Origin of the sequence: Dietzia sp. UCD-THP (genome assembly GCF_000349585.1) — a bacterium.
GTDB classification, from domain to species: Bacteria; Actinomycetota; Actinomycetes; order Mycobacteriales; family Mycobacteriaceae; genus Dietzia; species Dietzia natronolimnaea_A.
Genome location: NZ_KB714650.1, coordinates 262,135 through 278,977, shown reverse-complemented (window position 1 = coordinate 278,977; position 16,843 = coordinate 262,135). Strand labels below are relative to the sequence as shown.

Below are 16,843 nucleotides of genomic sequence, written 5' to 3'. Positions count from 1 at the left end.
AACCCTCATGCCGGCATTATTCTTGCGCGCCACGGTGGCGGGCGTGACAATTGTTACTCATGGGGCACACGCATGGCGCGACAGGCGGTCACGGCCCGCTCCCGCTCGCCCTCGAGGACGTCGTCGACGACTACGTCACTGATCTCAGAACCGGACGATCGCGCTCCGAGGCCACCGCCCGCTCGTATCGCTCCGATGTGCGGGCACTGCTCACTCATCTCGGATCCGACGGCGACGGCCCGGACACCGCGGCCGACCTCGCCGGATCGCTCACCCTGCCCGCGCTGAGGGGGTGGCTGGCCGCGCAGGTCGGCGCCGGGGCCGCCCGGTCGACCATTGCGCGGCGCGTGGCCGCCGCCCGGTCGTTCAGTACGTGGGCCTTCCGCAGGGGTGTCCTTCCCATGGATGTCGCGGCCCGGCTGGAGGCGCCGCGGGCTCGGCGTCATCTGCCTCAGATCCTCGATCGGGAACAGGCCTCCGAGACGATCCGGACCGCCGACCTCGGGGCCGCGGAGGGCGACCCGATCGCCCTTCGGGATCGGCTGGTCGTGGAGTTGCTCTATTCGTGCGGAATCCGCGTGGCCGAGCTGTGCGGACTGGACGTGGACGATCTCGACACCGAGCGGCGACTGTTGAGGGTGGTCGGCAAGGGGGACCGGGAGCGCGCGGTCCCCTACGGCCCGCCCGCCGACCGAGCACTGCGCGCCTGGCTCGAGGGAGGACGACCCGCGCTGGCCACCCCCGCCTCCGGACCGGCCCTGCTCCTGGGGGCACGCGGGGGCCGCCTCGACCCCCGGGCGGCGCGGCGGGCGGTCAACGAGGTCACGGCCGCCACCCCCGGATCGCCGCAGGTCTCGCCCCACGCACTGAGGCACAGCAGCGCGACCCATCTGCTCGAGGGTGGCGCGGACCTCCGCCACGTCCAGGAACTCCTGGGCCACTCGACCCCGGCGACCACCCAGGTGTACACACACGTCTCAGCGGAGCGGCTGCGCGCCGCCTACCGGGGCGCCCACCCGAGGGCCTGACCCGGGTCGGCTCTGCCTGGGTCGGATCTGCGCGGTCGGCACTGCGTGGGTCAACTCAGCGTGGGTCAGCCCAGCCTGGGTCAGTTCGGCGCGGGTCAGCCGGCCCCGTCGCCGGGCAGTGTCGGCTTGAGGCGGATCGGCCGGTCGTGGACCGAGAGAAGGCTCAGCGGGTCGATGTAGTCGTCGTCACCCGGTGGCCCGCCCGAGGCCAGGCGCGCACCCCAGTGCAGACACGCCTGAACGGGACACCCGGCGTGGCCGGCGACAAGATGTCCCACCGTGTCCCCGGTGGTGACGCCATCCCCGGTGCGCACGGTGGCCCGGACCGGTTCGTAGGTCGTGCGGAGCCCCCCGCCGTGATCGATCGAGAGCACCGGACGACCGCCCACGGCGCCCGCGAACACCACGGTGCCGGCGGCAGGTGCGCGGATGACCACGAGGGGAGGCGCCGCCAGGTCGACACCACGGTGCCCCGACAGCCAACGCTGCGCGGGAGGGTCGAAGGGCCTCACCGCCGACACCGGCCCGGGAAGCGGCCCCCGCAGGTCCCGGCGCGGAGGTTCCGGGACCGCCGTGGCCTGAGGCGTCACCGCCAGGATCCCGACTACTGCCACCAATGCCGCCGCGAACGCGACAGTGGACGCCCTGGCCGGGCGTGTAGATGTTGTCGAGGTGGCCGGACTCGTGGATCGCATGGTGTGAGTACACCCGTCGGACCCGGGTGAGGCTCGCCAGCCGACCGATGCTGTGGAAAGGGCGGACGACGATCCACAGAAGGGCCGGCTGGTGAGGCGTGTTGGAGTGTTGGCCCAGGCGGGTTATGATTTCGGACGCGGTCGACTGACGTCGATTGACTTCGCGTGTCCTGCGCCCTTCACGCAAGGGGGCATCCGGACCCGGGGCGAGCAGCCCCGGCTTCACCGGACAGCGGACCTGTAGGTGCCCCTGATCGTCGGGGGTTCGGTCCGCTGCGGACACCAGGGCCCGAGACCACCCGGTCTCACGGGCGTAACCCGATACATAGAAAGCGAGGACGAGGGCCTCGCGGTCCGGCTGCTTCCAAGCCGGACGAGCCCTCAACCCATCATGGCAGTCATCTCCATGAAGCAGCTGCTCGACGCAGGTGCCCACTTCGGCCACCAGACCCGTCGCTGGAACCCCAAGATGCGGCGGTTCATCTTCACCGACCGCAACGGCATCTACATCATCGACCTGCAGCAGACCCTGACGTACATCGACCAGGCGTACGAGTTCGTCAAGGAGACCGTCGCCCACGGCGGCACCGTCCTGTTCGTCGGCACCAAGAAGCAGGCCCAGGAGGCCATCGCCGAGGAGGCCGCCAAGGTCGGTATGCCGTACGTCAACCAGCGGTGGCTGGGCGGCATGCTCACCAACTTCCAGACCGTGCACCAGCGCCTCATCCGCCTCAAGGAGCTCGAGGCGATGGAGCAGTCGGGCGGGTTCGAGGGTCGCACCAAGAAGGAGATTCTCATGCTCACGCGTGAGATGACCAAGCTGGCGCGCACGCTCGGCGGTATGCGCGACATGACCAAGGTGCCGTCCGTGGTGTGGATCGTCGACACCAACAAGGAGCACATCGCGGTCGGCGAGGCACGCAAGCTCAACATCCCGGTCGTCGCCCTGCTCGACACGAACTGTGATCCCGACCTGGTGGACTACCCGATCCCGGCCAACGACGACGCGATCCGTTCGGTCAGCGTCCTGACCCGGGTCATCGCCTCCGCCGTCGCCGAGGGGCTCAAGGCCCGCTCCCAGGCCGGCAAGGCCACCGGCGAGGAGGCCGAGCCGCTCGCCGAGTGGGAGGCCGAGCAGCTCGACCAGGTGACCGGCTCCGCCGCGGCCGAGGGCGCCGAGACGCCCGCCCAGGTCACCGGCACGGAGTCGCCCGTCGCCGACGCCCCCGAGGCCGACGCGCAGGAGATCGCCGCCGCCACCTCCGAGGCGCCGGCCCCCGAGGCCTGACCTCCGAACGCTCGAACACCTCGGGCCCGGCCGCCCACGATCCCTGCGGGGATCTCCCGGGGCGCCGGGCCCGAGGTGTCGGTGAAGGCGGGCGAGGGGTTCACCGGCGCCACGGCGTCTAGGGTGGAGTCGATCGCGCCCGCCGGCCGACGCAACAACTTCCGATACATCACGAAACTCTTTTAGGAGGGTCGCCCCACCATGGCGAACTACACCGCTGCCGACGTCAAGCGTCTGCGTGAGCTCACCGGCTCCGGGATGATGGACTGCAAGAAGGCACTCGAGGAGACCGACGGCGACTTCGACAAGGCCGTCGAGGTCCTGCGCATCAAGGGCGCCAAGGATGTGGGCAAGCGTGCGGAGCGCACCACCGCCGAGGGCCTGGTCGCCGTCAAGGACGGCGTCATGATCGAGCTCAACTCCGAGACCGACTTCGTCGCGAAGAGCGCCGAGTTCATCGCGCTGGCCGACAGGATCGTCGCCGTCGCCGCCGCGCAGGGCATCTCCGATCTCGACGCGCTCAACGCCGCGGAGCTCGACGGGTCCACGGTCGCCGACGCGGTGGTCTCGTTCTCCGCGAAGTCGGGCGAGAAGCTGGTCCTGCGTCGCGTGGGCAAGCTCGACGGCCCGGTCGCCGTCTACCTCCACAAGCGCTCCTCCGACCTCCCGCCGGCGGTCGGCGTCCTGGTGGCCTACGAGGGTCAGGGCGAGGCCGCCGAGGCGGCCGCCCGCTCGGCCGCCATGCAGATCGCCGCGCTCAAGGCGCAGTACGTCTCGCGCGACGAGGTCCCCGCCGACATCGTGGCCAAGGAGCGCGAGATCGCCGAGGCCACCGCCCGCGAGGAGGGCAAGCCGGAGCAGGCTCTGCAGAAGATCGTCGAGGGTCGTCTCAACGGCTTCTACAAGGATGTCGTCCTGCTGGACCAGCCGTCGGTCACCGACAGCAAGAAGACCGTCGGCGCCCTCCTCACCGAGGCCGGCGCCACGGTGACGGCCTTCCTCCGTTTCGAGGTCGGCCAGGCCTGATCCACCCTTGGTATCCGCGGTGGCGGATCCTTGTCCGACGGCGGCACCCGGCTCCCGGGTGCCGCCGTCGGCGTCTGTCGGACGGCTGCCGTCTCCGAACGCGCGGGGTGCGGTGTGGCGCCCCGGGCGATAGGGCAGAATAGACGAGGTCCCACCAAGGGCCGTACGGCCTCTCGACGACGACGTCGGGGGCGTTGACGCACGAGACGGGCGTGATCCGTCCGGGACGAGGAGAGCGATGACCGACCCGCGGGACGGCTACAAGCGTGTGATGCTCAAGCTTGGCGGAGAGATGTTCGGCGGGGGCGGCGTGGGGATCGACCCCGATGTGGTCCAGTCGGTCGCCAGGCAGATCACCGAGGTGTCCCGCACGGGTGCGCAGATCGCGATCGTCATCGGCGGCGGGAACTTCTTCCGCGGCGCCCAGTTGCAGCAGCGTGGCCTCGACCGCGCACGGAGCGACTACATGGGGATGCTCGGCACCGTCATGAACTGTCTGGCGCTGCAGGACTTCCTCGAGCAGGAGGGCGTGTCCACGCGGGTGCAGACCGCCATCCATATGGGTCAGGTCGCGGAACCGTACATCCCCCTTCGTGCCGAGAGGCATCTGGAGAAGGGGCGTGTGGTGATCTTCGGCGCGGGCATGGGGATGCCCTACTTCTCCACCGACACGACAGCCGCCCAACGGGCGCTCGAGATCAAGGCCGAGGTGCTGTTGATGGCCAAGGCCGTCGACGGGGTCTACTCCGACGACCCGCGGACCAACCCCGAGGCCGAACTCTTCGCACGGATCGAGCACCGCGAGTGCCTGGAACGGGGACTGAAGGTCGCCGACACGACCGCGTTCAGCCTCTGCATGGACAACAAGATGCCCATCCTGGTCTTTAACCTCCTCACCGAGGGCAACATCGCGCGTGCCGTCGCCGGTGAGGAGATCGGGACCCTGGTCAGCAGCCCGGCCTGAGGCGCAGGGCCCGCCCACCTCACTCACGTAGAGAACGGAAGACACCATATGATCGACGACACCCTGCTCGAGGCCGAGGAGAAGATGGAGAAGGCCGTCGAGCACGTCCGTGACGAGCTCGCCGGCATCCGCACCGGCCGCGCCAACCCCGGCATGTTCAACCGGGTGCTGTGCGAGTACTACGGGACCCTGACCCCCATCACCCAGATGGCCAGTGTCTCGGTACCCGAACCCCGGATGCTCATCATCAAGCCGTACGAGATGTCCCAGATCGGTCCGATCGAGAACGCCATTCGCAATTCCGATCTCGGCGTCAACCCGACCAACGACGGCCAGGTCCTCCGCGTGACGGTCCCACAGCTCACCGAGGAGCGGCGCCGCGACCTGGTCAAGCAGGCCAAGTCGAAGGCCGAGGACGGGCGTATCGCACTGCGCGGTGTCCGTCGTAAGGCGATGGATGAACTCAAGCGCATTGTCAAGGACGGCGAGGCCGGCGAGGACGAGGTCAACGCCGCCGAGAAGGAGCTCGACAAGCTCACCCATCGCTTCGTGGCCGACGTGGACGAGCTCGTCAAGGGCAAGGAAGGCGAGCTCATGGAGGTGTGACCACCGACGCACCCAACGACCGACCACCGAGACTCGAGGAGAATGCCGTGGACACCGCCCCGCCCGGCCCACCCGGGCCCACAGCCGCGGCCGCTGCTCCGCCGTCGCGGGCGGGAAGGGACCTGACCCGCGCCATCCCGGTGGGCGTCGGGCTCGGGGCTCTGGTGATCGCGAGCATCGCGTTCAACCCCCGGGCCTGGTACCTGGTCGCCGCAGGCGCGGTGGCCATCGGGACCTGGGAGGTGTTCAAGCGGCTGCGGCAAGCCCAGTTCCGGCTCCCGCTCGTGCCTCTGCTCCTGGGCGGGCAGGCGATGGTCTGGGCCGGGTTCTTCGCCGGGGCCAGGGGTGCGTTCGCGGCGTTCGCCGCCACGACGGTTCTGGTCCTGGTCTGGCGGCTGTTGATGGCGGGCCTGACCACGGCGCCGCAGAACTACCTCCGTGACGTCTCGGTCGCCGTCTTCGTCCTCGTGTGGATCGCGGTCCCGGGCTCTCTCGGGGCCATGCTCGCGGACGGCGACTTCGGGGCCCAGCGGGTCGTCGCCCTGATCCTGTTGGTCGTGTGTTCGGACGTCGGGGGATACGTCACCGGCGTGCTGTTCGGCAAGCATCCGATGGCTCCCGCGGTGAGCCCCAAGAAGTCGTGGGAGGGCTTCGCCGGCTCGATGGTGTTCGCCATCGTCGGTGGTGCGCTTGTCGTGGTGTTGTTGTTCGACGACAACGTCTTCAAGGGCGTTCTGCTGGGCGTCCTCACCGTGTTCACCGCGACCCTGGGGGACCTCATCGAATCGCAGGTCAAACGTGACCTCGGGATCAAGGACATGGGTACCATGCTGCCGGGTCACGGCGGGTTCATGGACCGCCTGGACTCGGTCCTGCCCACCGCCGTGGTGGTGTGGATCATCTTCACCTTCGTCGTCCCGACCTGACCGCACCCGGCACCGCGGGCAGGTCAGCGGCCCCGAGCGCCGACCTTCCGCGCCCGGCGGGCACGCATCCGAAGCTGAAGGATGCGGAACCCGGCGAACAGCGCCATGATCAGCGCCCCGGCGATGGCGGCGAACAGGATCAGCACCCCCAACGGGAGGCTGAACTCGAGGCCGAGGTAGCGGACGTCCGTGGACGTGGTGTTCTGCGCGATGAAGATCAACAACAGGATCGTCACCAGGGCGCCGAGGACCAGTCCCACCCAGGCTGACCCCAGCTTGCCGCCGTGGGTGTCCATGACGTCGTCATGGGTCCCGCGACCGCCGCGTGGTTCCTCTGCGGGGACCGTCGCAGGAGCCGAGGTGTGGGTGTCCTCGACCGGTGCGATCTCCCCCGCTCCGGCGGTGTGCTCGGTGTGCTGGGGATCAATTGGTTCGTGCGAACGCGTGGGCATGCCAGGACTCTATGCCCTCACCGGCGCCGACGGCATCCGCTGGCGGTGTGTCGTGCAGACCGGTTTCTGACACAATGGCACCCATCATGGTTGAGCCACTACCCCTCGTCTTCGACGCCCCCCGGCGGGGTCTTCCCCCTCGTCACTTCGCAGATCTCGACGCCGCGGGCCGGGCCGAGGCGATGGGCGAACTCGGGGTCCCCGCGTTCCGGGGCAAGCAGCTCGCCAACCAGTACTTCGGTCGCCTCGAGGCAGATCCGGGCGCGATGACGGATCTGCCGGCCGGTCTGCGCGAGCAGATCGGTTCGGAGCTGTTCCCGCGCCTGGCCTCCTCCGTCCGGCACATCGAGGCGGACGGGGGCACCACGCGCAAGACGCTGTGGAAACTCCACGACGGCTCACTGGTCGAGAGCGTCCTCATGCGTTACCCCGATCGCGCCACGCTGTGTATCTCGAGCCAGGCCGGGTGTGGAATGGCGTGCCCGTTCTGTGCAACTGGGCAGGCCGGCCTCCAGCGCAATCTCTCGGCCGCCGAGATCCTCGAACAGGTCAGGGAAGCGGCCCGGGCCATGCGGGACGGTGAGGTCCCCGGGGGGCCGGGCCGATTGTCCAACGTGGTGTTCATGGGGATGGGGGAGCCGCTGGCCAACTACAAGCGGGTTCTCACCGCGGTCCGGGGGATCGTCTCCCCGCCGCCATCCGGGTTCGGACTGTCCCAGCGGTCGGTCACGGTGTCGACCGTGGGAGTGGTGCCCGCCATCCACCGGCTCGCGGAGGAGGGGCTGCACGTCACCCTGGCGGTGTCCCTGCACACTCCCGACGACGACCTGCGCGACACCCTGGTCCCGGTCAACAACAGGTGGCCCGTCACCGAGGTCATGGACGCCGCGCGGCACTACGCCGACGCCACGGGTCGTCGCGTGTCGATCGAATACGCGCTCATCCGCGACGTCAACGACCAGACCTGGCGCGGGGAGATGTTGGGTCGGCTGCTCACCCAGCGGCTCGGGCCCATGGCTCATGTGAACCTGATCCCGCTCAACCCGACACCGGGCAGTGAGTGGGACGCCAGCCCGAAGCAGCAGCAGGACGCGTTCGTGGCGGCGGTTCGGCAGTCCGGGGTGTCCTGCACCGTCAGGGACACCCGGGGCCAGGAGATCGCGGCCGCCTGCGGCCAACTCGCCGCTGAGGAATGAACGCTGAGCAGTGCGAGCCCGGGGTGAGGGCCCGGGGGTGAGGCCAGCCGGCCCAGACCACAGACGAGGCCGCCGCCCGCGGACATCGCGGGCGGCGGCCTCGTCGTGCAGGTGCTCTCAGCGCTTGGCGGGAGCGGTCCCGACCGCGCCGGACGCCGCGGCGCCGACGACCGAGTAGTGATCGACGGGCACCTCGTACACCTTGGACTTCTTCAGGCTGTCGTCCTTCTTCGGGCGCAGCGAGTGGAACATCCAGGCGGCGAGGAAGAGGGCGATGGCGACCACCCAGATGTCCTCGACCCGGCCGATGTGGTTGCCGAAGAGCATGGCCAGGAGGAACAGCACGAAGAAGCCGCCCACGGCGAGGCCGACCTTCCTGCTGTGCTGGTGCCAGCCCCATTCAACGGAGGGCTCGTCCAGCGAGCTGATGCCCCCCACGACGATTTCCTTGCTGGTGTGGTGCCCGTCCGCGCTCATGCTCCCCGGTTCTCCTCACGGCTCGCTGGCAGCCCCGCGGGCCGCCGACATCGCGTCCAGTCTGGCACACGCCCGGTGCGGGACTGTGAGTAACCCGCCCGCATCTGGGCAGGACCGGACCACGCGATGCGGCGCCGGGGGCTCCGGACGTGGACAATGACGAGGTGACCACGCGCGTTCTCATCCTCGGAAGCACCGGTTCGATCGGTACCCAGGCACTGGAGGTGACCTCCGGGGCCGGTCCCGGCCGGTTCGACGTGGTGGGCCTGGCCGCGGGCGGCGGTCGGGTGGGGCTGCTCGGCGACCAGATCGCCGCCACGGGCGTCGGACACGTCGCCGTCTCCGATCCCGCCGGAGCCGCGCGTATCCGGGCGGAGTTCCCGGAGCTGACAGTCTTCGAGGGACCGGGGGCCGCGACCGAGCTGGTCGGGGCGGTGGAGGCGGACGTCGTGCTCAACGGCATCGACGGCTCGATCGGCCTCGGCCCCACCCTCGCGGCGCTGGGGACCGGCGCCCGTCTGGCGTTGGCCAACAAGGAGTCCCTCGTCGCCGGCGGTGCGCTGGTCACCGGCGCCGCTGCTCCGGGGCAGCTGGTGCCCGTTGACTCCGAGCACTCGGCCATGGCGCAGTGCCTGCGCTCGGGCACGGCGGACGAGGTCGCGGGACTGGTGCTCACCGCGTCGGGAGGTCCGTTCCGCGGCAGGACGCGCGCTCAGCTCGCGGACGTCACCGCTGCGCAGGCACTACAGCACCCCACCTGGGCGATGGGGCGGATGATCACGCTCAACTCGGCCACCCTGGTCAACAAGGCGCTCGAGCTCATCGAGGCGCATCTGCTGTTCGGGGTGCCCTACGACAGGATCGAGGTGACCGTCCACCCGCAGTCGGTGGTGCATTCGGCCGTGACCTTCGTCGACGGTGCCACGATCGCCAAGGCCTCTCCTCCTTCGATGAAGTTGCCCATCGCGCTGGCCCTCGGGTGGCCGGACCGGATCGCCGGTGCCACGACCCCCCTGGACTTCTCCGCCTCCCACACCTGGACGTTCGAGCCCGTGGACGATCAGACGTTCCCGGCGATCTCCGTGGCCCGCGGGGCGGGATCGGCGGGGGGGCTGCGGACGGCGGTGTTCAACGCCGCCAACGAGGAGGCCGCGCCGGCCTTCCTCGACGGCAGGATCGGCTTCACCGAGATCGTCGACGTGGTGGCGGAGACGGTCGGGGCGGCGGACGAGTGGTCGTCCGATCCGCGCGACCTCGACGACGTGACGGCGGCGGAATCCTGGGCGCGACGGCACGCCGCCGCCCTCGTCGCGGGTCGGGAGGGCTGAGCCGTGATGGTGCTCGGGATCGTGCTCTTCGCACTCGGGATCATGGTGTCGATCGTGCTCCACGAGTACGGGCACATGAGAGTGGCGCAGTGGTCGGGCATGAAGGTCCGTCGATTCTTCGTCGGTTTCGGGCCGACGCTGTGGTCGGTGCGGCGCGGCGGGATCGAGTACGGCCTCAAGGCGGTCCCGCTGGGCGGGTTCTGCGACATCGCCGGGATGACCGCGTATGACGAACTGGCCCCGGAGGACGAACCGAAGGCCATGTGGCGTCAGGCGTGGTGGAAGCGCGTGGCGGTCCTGCTGGCCGGCCCCTTCATGAACATCGTCCTGGCGATCGCGCTCTTCTACACGGTGGCCCTGGGGTGGGGTCTGGTCAACAGGGATGTCCAGCCGATCCCGACCGATCAGGTCGCGGCGGTGGTGGGTGACACCTGCGCGTCGGCGGACCGGTGTGGGGTCGGGCTCGGCCCCGCGGGCGAGGCGGGGATCCTGCCCGGCGACCGGATCACGTCAGTGGACGGACAGCCCGTGAACAGTTGGTCCGACCTGTCCGAGGTGGTCTCCGCGCGTCCCGGCCAGACCGTGCCGGTGACGGTGGACAGGGCGGGGGACACCCTGACGACGACGGCGAGCCTGACCACGTCCTCCGAGGCAGGCCAGGCGAGGGGTGCGCTGGGGGTGCGACTGTCCGAGGACGGCATCCCCGCGGAGATCCTCGACGATCCCGCCTATCAGTCGGTCCACACCTACGATGCGCTCGGAGCCGTCCCGGCGACCTTCGTCTTCACCGGGGAGATGATCGAGGCCACGATCGAGGGGCTCATCTCGTTCCCGTCCAAGATCCCGGCGGTGGCGGCGTCGATCTTCGGTGCCGAGCGGGCCGAGGACTCGCCCGTCTCGGTCGTGGGCGCGAGCCACATCGGCGGCCAGGCGGCAGAACAGGGAGCATGGTGGCTCTTCCTGCTCTTCCTCGCCGGGCTGAACCTGTTCCTCGGGGCGTTCAACCTGGTCCCGCTCACCCCGTTCGACGGTGGACACATCGCGGTGGTGTTCTACGAGAAGATCCGGGACGCACTGAGACGGCTCCGCGGCCTGGCGCCGGGCGGGCCGGCCGACTACGAGAAGCTCGCGCCGCTCACGATCGGCGTGTTCGTGCTGTTGATCGGCGTGTCCGCCATCGTCATCACCGCGGACTTCGTCAACCCCATACTGCTGACGGGATGAGCACGCGGACTCCGGTTCTCGCCCCCGCGCCCCGGAACGCGGATAATGGCGGACGCCGATCAGCGTGCACCCGGCTGTGACTCCTACGGAAGGCCCTGTTGTGAACGACTCCTCCTCCATCCCCGTCGGTCTGGGTATGCCAGACGGTCCGCCGCCGGTGCTCGCGCCGCGTCGCAGGACGCGTCAACTGGCCGTGGGCCCGGTCGGTGTGGGCAGCGATCATCCGGTGTCGGTCCAGTCCATGACCACCACCAAGACCCACGACGTCAACGCCACGCTTCAACAGATCGCCGAACTCACGGCGTCGGGCTGTGACATCGTCCGCGTGGCATGCCCCCGCCAGGAGGACGCCGACGCCCTGTCGACGATCGCCCGCAAGTCGCCGATCCCCGTCATCGCGGACATCCACTTCCAGCCCAAGTACATCTTCGCCGCGATCGACGCCGGATGTGCGGCGGTGCGGGTCAACCCGGGGAACATCAAGGAGTTCGACGGGCGGGTCGCGGAGGTCGCGAAAGCGGCCGGTGCGGCCGGCATACCCATCCGGATCGGGGTGAACGCGGGGTCCCTCGACCCACGACTGCTCGCCAAGTACGGCAAGGCCACCCCGGAGGCCCTCGTGGAATCCGCGCTGTGGGAGGCCTCTCTCTTCGAGGAGCACGGGTTCGGGGACATCAAGATCTCGGTCAAGCACAACGATCCCGTGATCATGGTGGAGGCCTACCGTCAGCTCGCGTCGAAGAGCGACTACCCACTCCACCTCGGGGTCACCGAGGCCGGGCCCGCGTTCCAGGGCACCATCAAGTCCGCTGTCGCGTTCGGGGCACTGCTGTCGGAGGGGATCGGCGACACCATCCGGGTCTCCCTCTCCGCGCCGCCGGTGGAGGAGATCAAGGTCGGTTCGCAGATCCTGCAGTCCCTGAACCTGCGTCCCCGCAAGCTCGAGATCGTCTCCTGTCCGTCGTGTGGGCGCGCCCAGGTGGACGTCTACAAGCTCGCCGACGAGGTCACCGCCGGACTCGAGGGGATGAGCGTCCCGCTGCGGGTCGCGGTCATGGGGTGCGTGGTCAACGGGCCCGGTGAGGCGCGTGAGGCGGATCTGGGTGTGGCCTCGGGTAACGGGAAGGGCCAGATCTTCGTCAAGGGCGAGGTCATCAAGACCGTCCCGGAGGCGATGATCGTCGAGACCCTCATCGAGGAGGCCATGCGGATCGCGGAGGAGATGGGCGAGCCCGTCGGGGAGGCCGCCGCCGGACAGGGCCCCCAGGTCAAGGTCACGCGATAGGCCATGACCGATACGGCCGCGCCCGCGGCAGCGACCGGCGGATGCCGCGGGGTGGGCCCAGGAGAGGCCCGCGCACTCCTCGCTGTCCTCGAGTCCGATCCGCTGGTGTCGTGTCCCGCGGCGGAGAAGTTCGCCACCTCCGGTGCGGTCCCCGGGCCGGAGGGCAGGTTCCTCACCCTGGGCGGCCCCGAGAGGTCGTTGGTGTTCGTGGGGAGCTCGGTCCTGCCCCTGCGCGGTGACGCACACGATCACCGCGCGCTCGGAGTCGCCGTGGCGGGCCTGGGTGTCGGTCCGATGTCCGTCCACGGGCGACGGGAGCAGGTCTCCGCACTGTGGGACGCCCTCGGCGTCTGCTGGGGTCCGCACAGGGACTACCGGGATGCGCAGCACCTGATGTCCCTGCGCCGCCCGGTGGACCGGGCCCTCGTGCTCGGCGGCGTCCGGGCCGCGACCCTGGTCGAGTTCGAGCCGGTCCTCGCCGCCGCGGCGGCGATGTACCGCGAGGAGCTGGGTTCCGATCCGTTCGCGGTGGGTTCGGGGATCCCGTTCCGGCGCCGGGTAGCGCGTTCCCTGGCCAGGGGTAGGACGTGGATCGGGGTCGACCGCGGCGAGGTGTTCTTCAAGGCCGACGTCGCGGCGGTCTCGTCGTGGTCGGCGCAGATCCAGGGGGTCTGGGTCCGACCCGAGCGCAGGGGAGCAGGGCTCGGAACCGGGGGTATCGCCGCGGTGTGTTCCGCCCTCCAGGCCCGCCGGCTGACCCCGTCGCTCGTCGTCAACGGATCAAACACCGCCGCCCGAGCGACCTACCGCCGGGTCGGGATGACCGACGCCGTCGACTACGCGACGGTCCTGCTGTGACCTCCCGGACCACTCCGGTCGCGCGAGCGGCCCTATCCTGGAGACCATGACCACCCCGACCCGCCAGCCCCTCGTCCCCGGTGAACCCACCCCGATCCGGACGGTGCCCGAGTCGATCCCACGGCCGGAGTACGTCTGGCGCGACCGCGTCGACGAGGCGAACGGTGAGCCGTGGGTGCAGACCCCTGAGGTGATCGAGTCGATGCGCACCGCGTGCACCATAGCGGCCGACGCCCTCGCCGTGGCGGGACGAGCGGTGGCGCCCGGCGTCACCACCGACGAGATCGACCGGATCGCCCACGAGTACATGTGCGATCACGGCGCCTACCCGTCGACCCTGGGGTACAAGGCCTTCCCCAAGTCCAGCTGCGTCTCCCTCAACGAGGTGATCTGCCACGGCATCCCGGACACCACGGTGATCATGGACGGTGACATCGTCAACATCGACGTCACCGCCTTCATCGACGGGGTGCACGGTGACACCAACGCCACGTTCCTGGCCGGCGACGTCTCGGAGGAGAACAGGCTGCTGGTCGAGCGGACCCGGGAGGCCATGGACCGGGGGATCAGGGCCATCCGGCCCGGCCGGGAGGTCAACGTGATCGGGCGCGTCATCGAGTCCTACGCACGTCGGTTCGACTACACGGTCGTCCGGGAGTTCACCGGGCACGGCGTGGGGCCCACGTTCCACAACGGCCTGGTGGTGCTCCACTACGACGACCCGTCGCGGACCGAGGTCCTCGAGCCCGGTATGACCCTGACCGTGGAGCCGATGATCTCCCTGGGTGGCCCCGGGTTCGACGTCTGGGACGACGACTGGACCGTCACCACGGCGGACAAGGCGTGGACCGCTCAGTTCGAACACACCGTGCTGGTCACGCAGGACGGCGTCGAGGTGCTGACGGTGCCGAGCGGGAGCTGACTCCCCGTGGTCCGGGGGCCCTGAGGTCGACTCAGAAGCCCCGGTCCGGGAAGTCCAGACCCAGCAGTGCGTTCTCGACCACCTCGGCCATCGCGGGGTGGATCCAGTACTGACGACGCGCGAGCTCGGGGACGGTGATCTCGAACTCCATGGCCTGGATGAGGATCTGGATGAGGGACGGCGCGTGGGCGCCCATGATGTGGGCGCCCACGAGTAGTCCGGTTGCCCGGTCAGCGATGAGCTTGCAGCAGCCGACCGAGTCCTCCATGGCCCAGCCGTACGCCACGTCGCCGTAGTCCTGGACCTTCACCGTGATGTCGAATCCCGCCTCCCGGGCCTCGGCCTCCGTCAGACCCACCGAGGCGATCTGCGGCCAGGTGAACACCGCCCAGGGGACGTGTCGGTGGTTCACGGGATGGAGGTCGTCCGGGTTTCGCAGGTTGTGCCCGACCACCCGCTGCTCGTGATTGGCCACGTGCTTGAGCTGGTACGGCGAACTCACGTCCCCGAGGGCCCACACGCCGTCGGCGGTGGTGCGGCCGTACTCGTCGACCCGGACCCGCTCGATGTCCATCTCCACACCGGCCGCCTCGAGTCCCAGGAGGTCGCCGTTGGGGATCCGGCCGGTCGCCACCAGGAGCGCGTCGCCGGAGCAGGTCGACCCGTCCTCGAAGGTGACCTCGACGCCGCGCCGGTCCGCGCCGGTCGCGGTCATCGTGGTGATCTGCTGTCCGAGCCGGACGTCCCACCTCCGTCGGGCCTGGTCGGTGAACCGCTCCGCCAGTTCCCGGTCCACGTGCTTGAGCAGGACGTCCGACCGGCCGATCACGGTCACCTCGACGCCGAGAGCCGAGAACACGTGCGCGAACTCGCACGCGATGAAGCCGGAGCCCTGGATCACCATCGACCTGGGAAGCTCGGGGATCCTCATGACATCGTCGCTGGTGTAGTAGTCGACACCGGCGTCGGTGACGATCCGGGGGATCAGGGGTCGGGCCCCCGCGGCGATCACCACGGAGTCGGCCGTGATGATCTCCCCGGTTCCCGTGTCGATGGTGCGCGGACCCACGAACCTCGCGTGACCGTCGTACACCGTGACGTTGTCGCACCGGTTCCGCCGGTAGTCCTCACCGCTCGAGGCGATGGGATCGATCCGACGATCGAACACCCGCGAGACGATGTCGGGCCACCGGACACCGTCGAGGGTGGAGTCGATCCCGTACGTGCTCGAGTGGGTGATCGAGACGGCGGTGTCCGCGGCGTAGACGAACATCTTCGTGGGGATACAGCCCACGTTGAGACACGTCCCGCCGAAGGTTCCCTTCTCGCAGATCGCCACGGACTTGTCCGCGAACGACTCGTCGATCAGCGAATTCCCGCTGCCGGTACCGATCACGACGAGGTCGAAGTGACGGGAGGGGGTCTGGGTCATTGTCGTCAGGACTCCTTGGTGTGGGGTGCGAGGGTCTGGTCCAACCAGTCGCCGAGGTGTCGGAAGACCACCTCGAGCACGTCCGCGCGGGAGAGGAACACGTCGTGTCGGGCGCCGTCGACGGGGATGTCCGTGACCCGGTGCGAGACCCGGTCGGCGAACCGCTCCATCGAGCGCACGTCCAGGATCAGGTCGGTGTCGACGTCGAGCACCCCGTCTCCGCGGTGGGTGCCCACTGAGGAGGCCGTGGACCGTAGCAGGAGGACCGGCAGCGGAAGATCGACCCCTGCCTGCAGGCGCTTCTGCGCGCGGCGGACGGCCGCGAGCCAGCCGGCCCGGACCCCCACCCCGCCCGGGGGTTTGAGCTCGGTGTCGAAGTGGAAGTCCCCGTCGTGGTCGATATGGGTGCTCACCACGTACCGGTCCGAGGTCTTCAGCGGGAGCCGATAATAGGGCCTGGCGGAACCGAGGGCACGGATGACCGGGTCCACCAGCCGGCGCGCGCGGTCGGGCATGTCGAGTTGGAACCAGGGAGAGTTCAGGACCAGCCCCACGACGGGATCGAGCGCGCCCCTGTCCCGGCGTCGGGCGAGCCACAACGGCACCACGAGCCCCCCGGTCGAGTGCGCGGCCACGAGGACCGGCAGGCCCGGGTGGTCGGCGGTGATCACGTCCAGCGCCTGGTCGAGTTCCTCGTCGTATCTCTCGAGGTCGGTGATGAAGTGCGGCGTCAGTCCGTCCCGCCTGGAGCGACCGCACTTGCGCAGGTCCACCCCATAGGTGGCGATCCCCCGGTCGGCGAGGAACTCGGCGAGGTGGGTGTGGAAGAAGTAGTCGGACAGTCCGTGGACCACCAGCAGCGCCGCGACAGGCTGATCCGGTGAGTCCTCGTGCCGGACCAGGGTGGCGGAGATGGGTCCCTCACCGTCCGGATCGGTCCCGAGCGGCAGCTCGAGTCGCCGGTAGGACGGCCCCAGCAGGTCCGGGATCCACCGCGCATCGGATCCGGTGGGGGCGACGGCATCGGGGGAGGGCGGAGACACGACGACCACCCTAGTCCGGTGTGCCGAGGGGGCGGCCCGGTGAGTAGTCTTGGGACCCGGTGGACGCGGGGTCCCAGGACGGGCCCGTGACGT

The 16,843-nt window shown here is 69.7% G+C and carries 17 protein-coding genes; 12 read left to right on the top strand and 5 right to left on the bottom strand.

Features of this window, described 5'->3' with window-relative positions; genetic code table 11:
* Positions 1 to 59 precede the first annotated feature (59 nt).
* Entirely contained in the window at positions 60 to 1,028 is a 969-nt protein-coding gene (locus H483_RS29820; RefSeq protein WP_017836973.1) for a tyrosine recombinase XerC, read from the top strand.
* Between the two features lie 95 nt (positions 1,029 to 1,123).
* Here the strand turns inward: H483_RS29820 and H483_RS0119675 are convergent, their stop codons facing one another.
* The gene (locus H483_RS0119675; protein WP_081615179.1) at positions 1,124 to 1,723 is read right to left on the bottom strand and encodes a M23 family metallopeptidase; all 600 of its coding nucleotides are present in this window, start codon (positions 1,721 to 1,723) and stop codon (positions 1,124 to 1,126) included.
* A 391-nt stretch (positions 1,724 to 2,114) separates the two neighbouring features.
* On the opposite strand from H483_RS0119675, the gene rpsB reads away from it, so the two are divergent.
* The 5 genes from rpsB to H483_RS29795 all read left to right on the top strand — a co-directional run bounded on the left by rpsB (position 2,115) and on the right by H483_RS29795 (position 6,533).
* Positions 2,115 to 3,011 (top strand): 30S ribosomal protein S2, encoded by an 897-nt coding sequence (gene rpsB / locus H483_RS29815; protein WP_017836971.1) that lies wholly within the window; start codon positions 2,115 to 2,117, stop codon positions 3,009 to 3,011.
* A gap of 201 nt (positions 3,012 to 3,212) precedes the next feature.
* Complete coding sequence (gene tsf / locus H483_RS29810) at positions 3,213 to 4,037, top strand: translation elongation factor Ts (protein WP_017836969.1); 825 nt, start codon at positions 3,213 to 3,215, stop codon at positions 4,035 to 4,037.
* Between the two features lie 238 nt (positions 4,038 to 4,275).
* Positions 4,276 to 5,001 carry a UMP kinase gene (pyrH, locus tag H483_RS29805; protein WP_017836968.1) on the top strand — a complete coding sequence of 242 codons (726 nt, stop codon included), beginning with the start codon at positions 4,276 to 4,278 and terminating at the stop codon, positions 4,999 to 5,001.
* Between the two features lie 48 nt (positions 5,002 to 5,049).
* The gene (gene frr / locus H483_RS29800; RefSeq protein WP_017836967.1) at positions 5,050 to 5,607 is read left to right on the top strand and encodes a ribosome recycling factor; all 558 of its coding nucleotides are present in this window, start codon (positions 5,050 to 5,052) and stop codon (positions 5,605 to 5,607) included.
* 47 nt (positions 5,608 to 5,654) lie between these two features.
* Positions 5,655 to 6,533 carry a phosphatidate cytidylyltransferase gene (locus H483_RS29795; RefSeq protein WP_042329860.1) on the top strand — a complete coding sequence of 293 codons (879 nt, stop codon included), beginning with the start codon at positions 5,655 to 5,657 and terminating at the stop codon, positions 6,531 to 6,533.
* 23 nt (positions 6,534 to 6,556) lie between these two features.
* Here H483_RS29795 and H483_RS38200 read toward each other — a convergent pair whose 3' ends face one another.
* Complete coding sequence (locus tag H483_RS38200) at positions 6,557 to 6,985, bottom strand: lipopolysaccharide assembly LapA domain-containing protein (protein ID WP_017836965.1); 429 nt, start codon at positions 6,983 to 6,985, stop codon at positions 6,557 to 6,559.
* 86 nt (positions 6,986 to 7,071) lie between these two features.
* On the opposite strand from H483_RS38200, the gene rlmN reads away from it, so the two are divergent.
* The gene (rlmN, locus tag H483_RS29785) at positions 7,072 to 8,181 is read left to right on the top strand and encodes a 23S rRNA (adenine(2503)-C(2))-methyltransferase RlmN (RefSeq protein WP_031264888.1); all 1,110 of its coding nucleotides are present in this window, start codon (positions 7,072 to 7,074) and stop codon (positions 8,179 to 8,181) included.
* 117 nt (positions 8,182 to 8,298) lie between these two features.
* Here the strand turns inward: rlmN and H483_RS29780 are convergent, their stop codons facing one another.
* Positions 8,299 to 8,658 (bottom strand): DUF2631 domain-containing protein, encoded by a 360-nt coding sequence (locus H483_RS29780; protein ID WP_017836963.1) that lies wholly within the window; start codon positions 8,656 to 8,658, stop codon positions 8,299 to 8,301.
* A 164-nt stretch (positions 8,659 to 8,822) separates the two neighbouring features.
* On the opposite strand from H483_RS29780, the gene dxr reads away from it, so the two are divergent.
* The 5 genes from dxr to map all read left to right on the top strand — a co-directional run bounded on the left by dxr (position 8,823) and on the right by map (position 14,275).
* Positions 8,823 to 9,986 (top strand): 1-deoxy-D-xylulose-5-phosphate reductoisomerase, encoded by a 1,164-nt coding sequence (dxr, locus tag H483_RS29775; protein ID WP_042329858.1) that lies wholly within the window; start codon positions 8,823 to 8,825, stop codon positions 9,984 to 9,986.
* Positions 9,987 to 9,992: 6 nt separating this feature from the next.
* Positions 9,993 to 11,210, top strand: a complete 1,218-nt coding sequence (locus H483_RS29770) for an RIP metalloprotease (protein WP_017836961.1) — start codon at positions 9,993 to 9,995, stop codon at positions 11,208 to 11,210.
* Between the two features lie 136 nt (positions 11,211 to 11,346).
* Positions 11,347 to 12,495: a flavodoxin-dependent (E)-4-hydroxy-3-methylbut-2-enyl-diphosphate synthase gene (gene ispG / locus H483_RS29765; protein WP_193746879.1), complete on the top strand. Its 1,149-nt coding sequence runs from the start codon at positions 11,347 to 11,349 to the stop codon at positions 12,493 to 12,495.
* Positions 12,496 to 12,498: 3 nt separating this feature from the next.
* Positions 12,499 to 13,353, top strand: a complete 855-nt coding sequence (locus H483_RS29760; protein ID WP_017836959.1) for a GNAT family N-acetyltransferase — start codon at positions 12,499 to 12,501, stop codon at positions 13,351 to 13,353.
* A 46-nt stretch (positions 13,354 to 13,399) separates the two neighbouring features.
* The gene (map, locus tag H483_RS29755) at positions 13,400 to 14,275 is read left to right on the top strand and encodes a type I methionyl aminopeptidase (protein WP_017836958.1); all 876 of its coding nucleotides are present in this window, start codon (positions 13,400 to 13,402) and stop codon (positions 14,273 to 14,275) included.
* A gap of 31 nt (positions 14,276 to 14,306) precedes the next feature.
* On the opposite strand, the gene mtr is transcribed toward map, so the two are convergent.
* Both mtr and H483_RS29745 read right to left on the bottom strand, forming a co-directional pair.
* Positions 14,307 to 15,707, bottom strand: coding sequence for a mycothione reductase (gene mtr / locus H483_RS29750; RefSeq protein ID WP_017836957.1), 1,401 nt, complete (start codon positions 15,705 to 15,707; stop codon positions 14,307 to 14,309).
* Between the two features lie 5 nt (positions 15,708 to 15,712).
* Positions 15,713 to 16,750: an alpha/beta hydrolase gene (locus H483_RS29745; protein ID WP_238556294.1), complete on the bottom strand. Its 1,038-nt coding sequence runs from the start codon at positions 16,748 to 16,750 to the stop codon at positions 15,713 to 15,715.
* Positions 16,751 to 16,843 lie beyond the last annotated feature (93 nt).

Excerpts from the sequence above, each read along its gene's own strand:
- rpsB (WP_017836971.1), top strand. The coding sequence starts at position 2,115 with ATGGCAGTCATCTCCATGAAGCAGCTGCTCGACGCAGGTGCCCACTTC.
- ispG (WP_193746879.1), top strand. The coding sequence starts at position 11,347 with ATGCCAGACGGTCCGCCGCCGGTGCTCGCGCCGCGTCGCAGGACGCGT.
- rlmN (WP_031264888.1), top strand. The coding sequence starts at position 7,072 with ATGGTTGAGCCACTACCCCTCGTCTTCGACGCCCCCCGGCGGGGTCTT.
- pyrH (WP_017836968.1), top strand. The coding sequence starts at position 4,276 with ATGACCGACCCGCGGGACGGCTACAAGCGTGTGATGCTCAAGCTTGGC.
- mtr (WP_017836957.1), bottom strand. The coding sequence starts at position 15,707 with ATGACCCAGACCCCCTCCCGTCACTTCGACCTCGTCGTGATCGGTACC.
- H483_RS29780 (WP_017836963.1), bottom strand. The coding sequence starts at position 8,658 with ATGAGCGCGGACGGGCACCACACCAGCAAGGAAATCGTCGTGGGGGGC.
- frr (WP_017836967.1), top strand. The coding sequence starts at position 5,050 with ATGATCGACGACACCCTGCTCGAGGCCGAGGAGAAGATGGAGAAGGCC.
- H483_RS29770 (WP_017836961.1), top strand. The coding sequence starts at position 9,993 with ATGGTGCTCGGGATCGTGCTCTTCGCACTCGGGATCATGGTGTCGATC.
- H483_RS0119675 (WP_081615179.1), bottom strand. The coding sequence starts at position 1,723 with ATGCGATCCACGAGTCCGGCCACCTCGACAACATCTACACGCCCGGCC.
- H483_RS29820 (WP_017836973.1), top strand. The coding sequence starts at position 60 with ATGGGGCACACGCATGGCGCGACAGGCGGTCACGGCCCGCTCCCGCTC.
- map (WP_017836958.1), top strand. The coding sequence starts at position 13,400 with ATGACCACCCCGACCCGCCAGCCCCTCGTCCCCGGTGAACCCACCCCG.
- H483_RS38200 (WP_017836965.1), bottom strand. The coding sequence starts at position 6,985 with ATGCCCACGCGTTCGCACGAACCAATTGATCCCCAGCACACCGAGCAC.
- tsf (WP_017836969.1), top strand. The coding sequence starts at position 3,213 with ATGGCGAACTACACCGCTGCCGACGTCAAGCGTCTGCGTGAGCTCACC.
- H483_RS29760 (WP_017836959.1), top strand. The coding sequence starts at position 12,499 with ATGACCGATACGGCCGCGCCCGCGGCAGCGACCGGCGGATGCCGCGGG.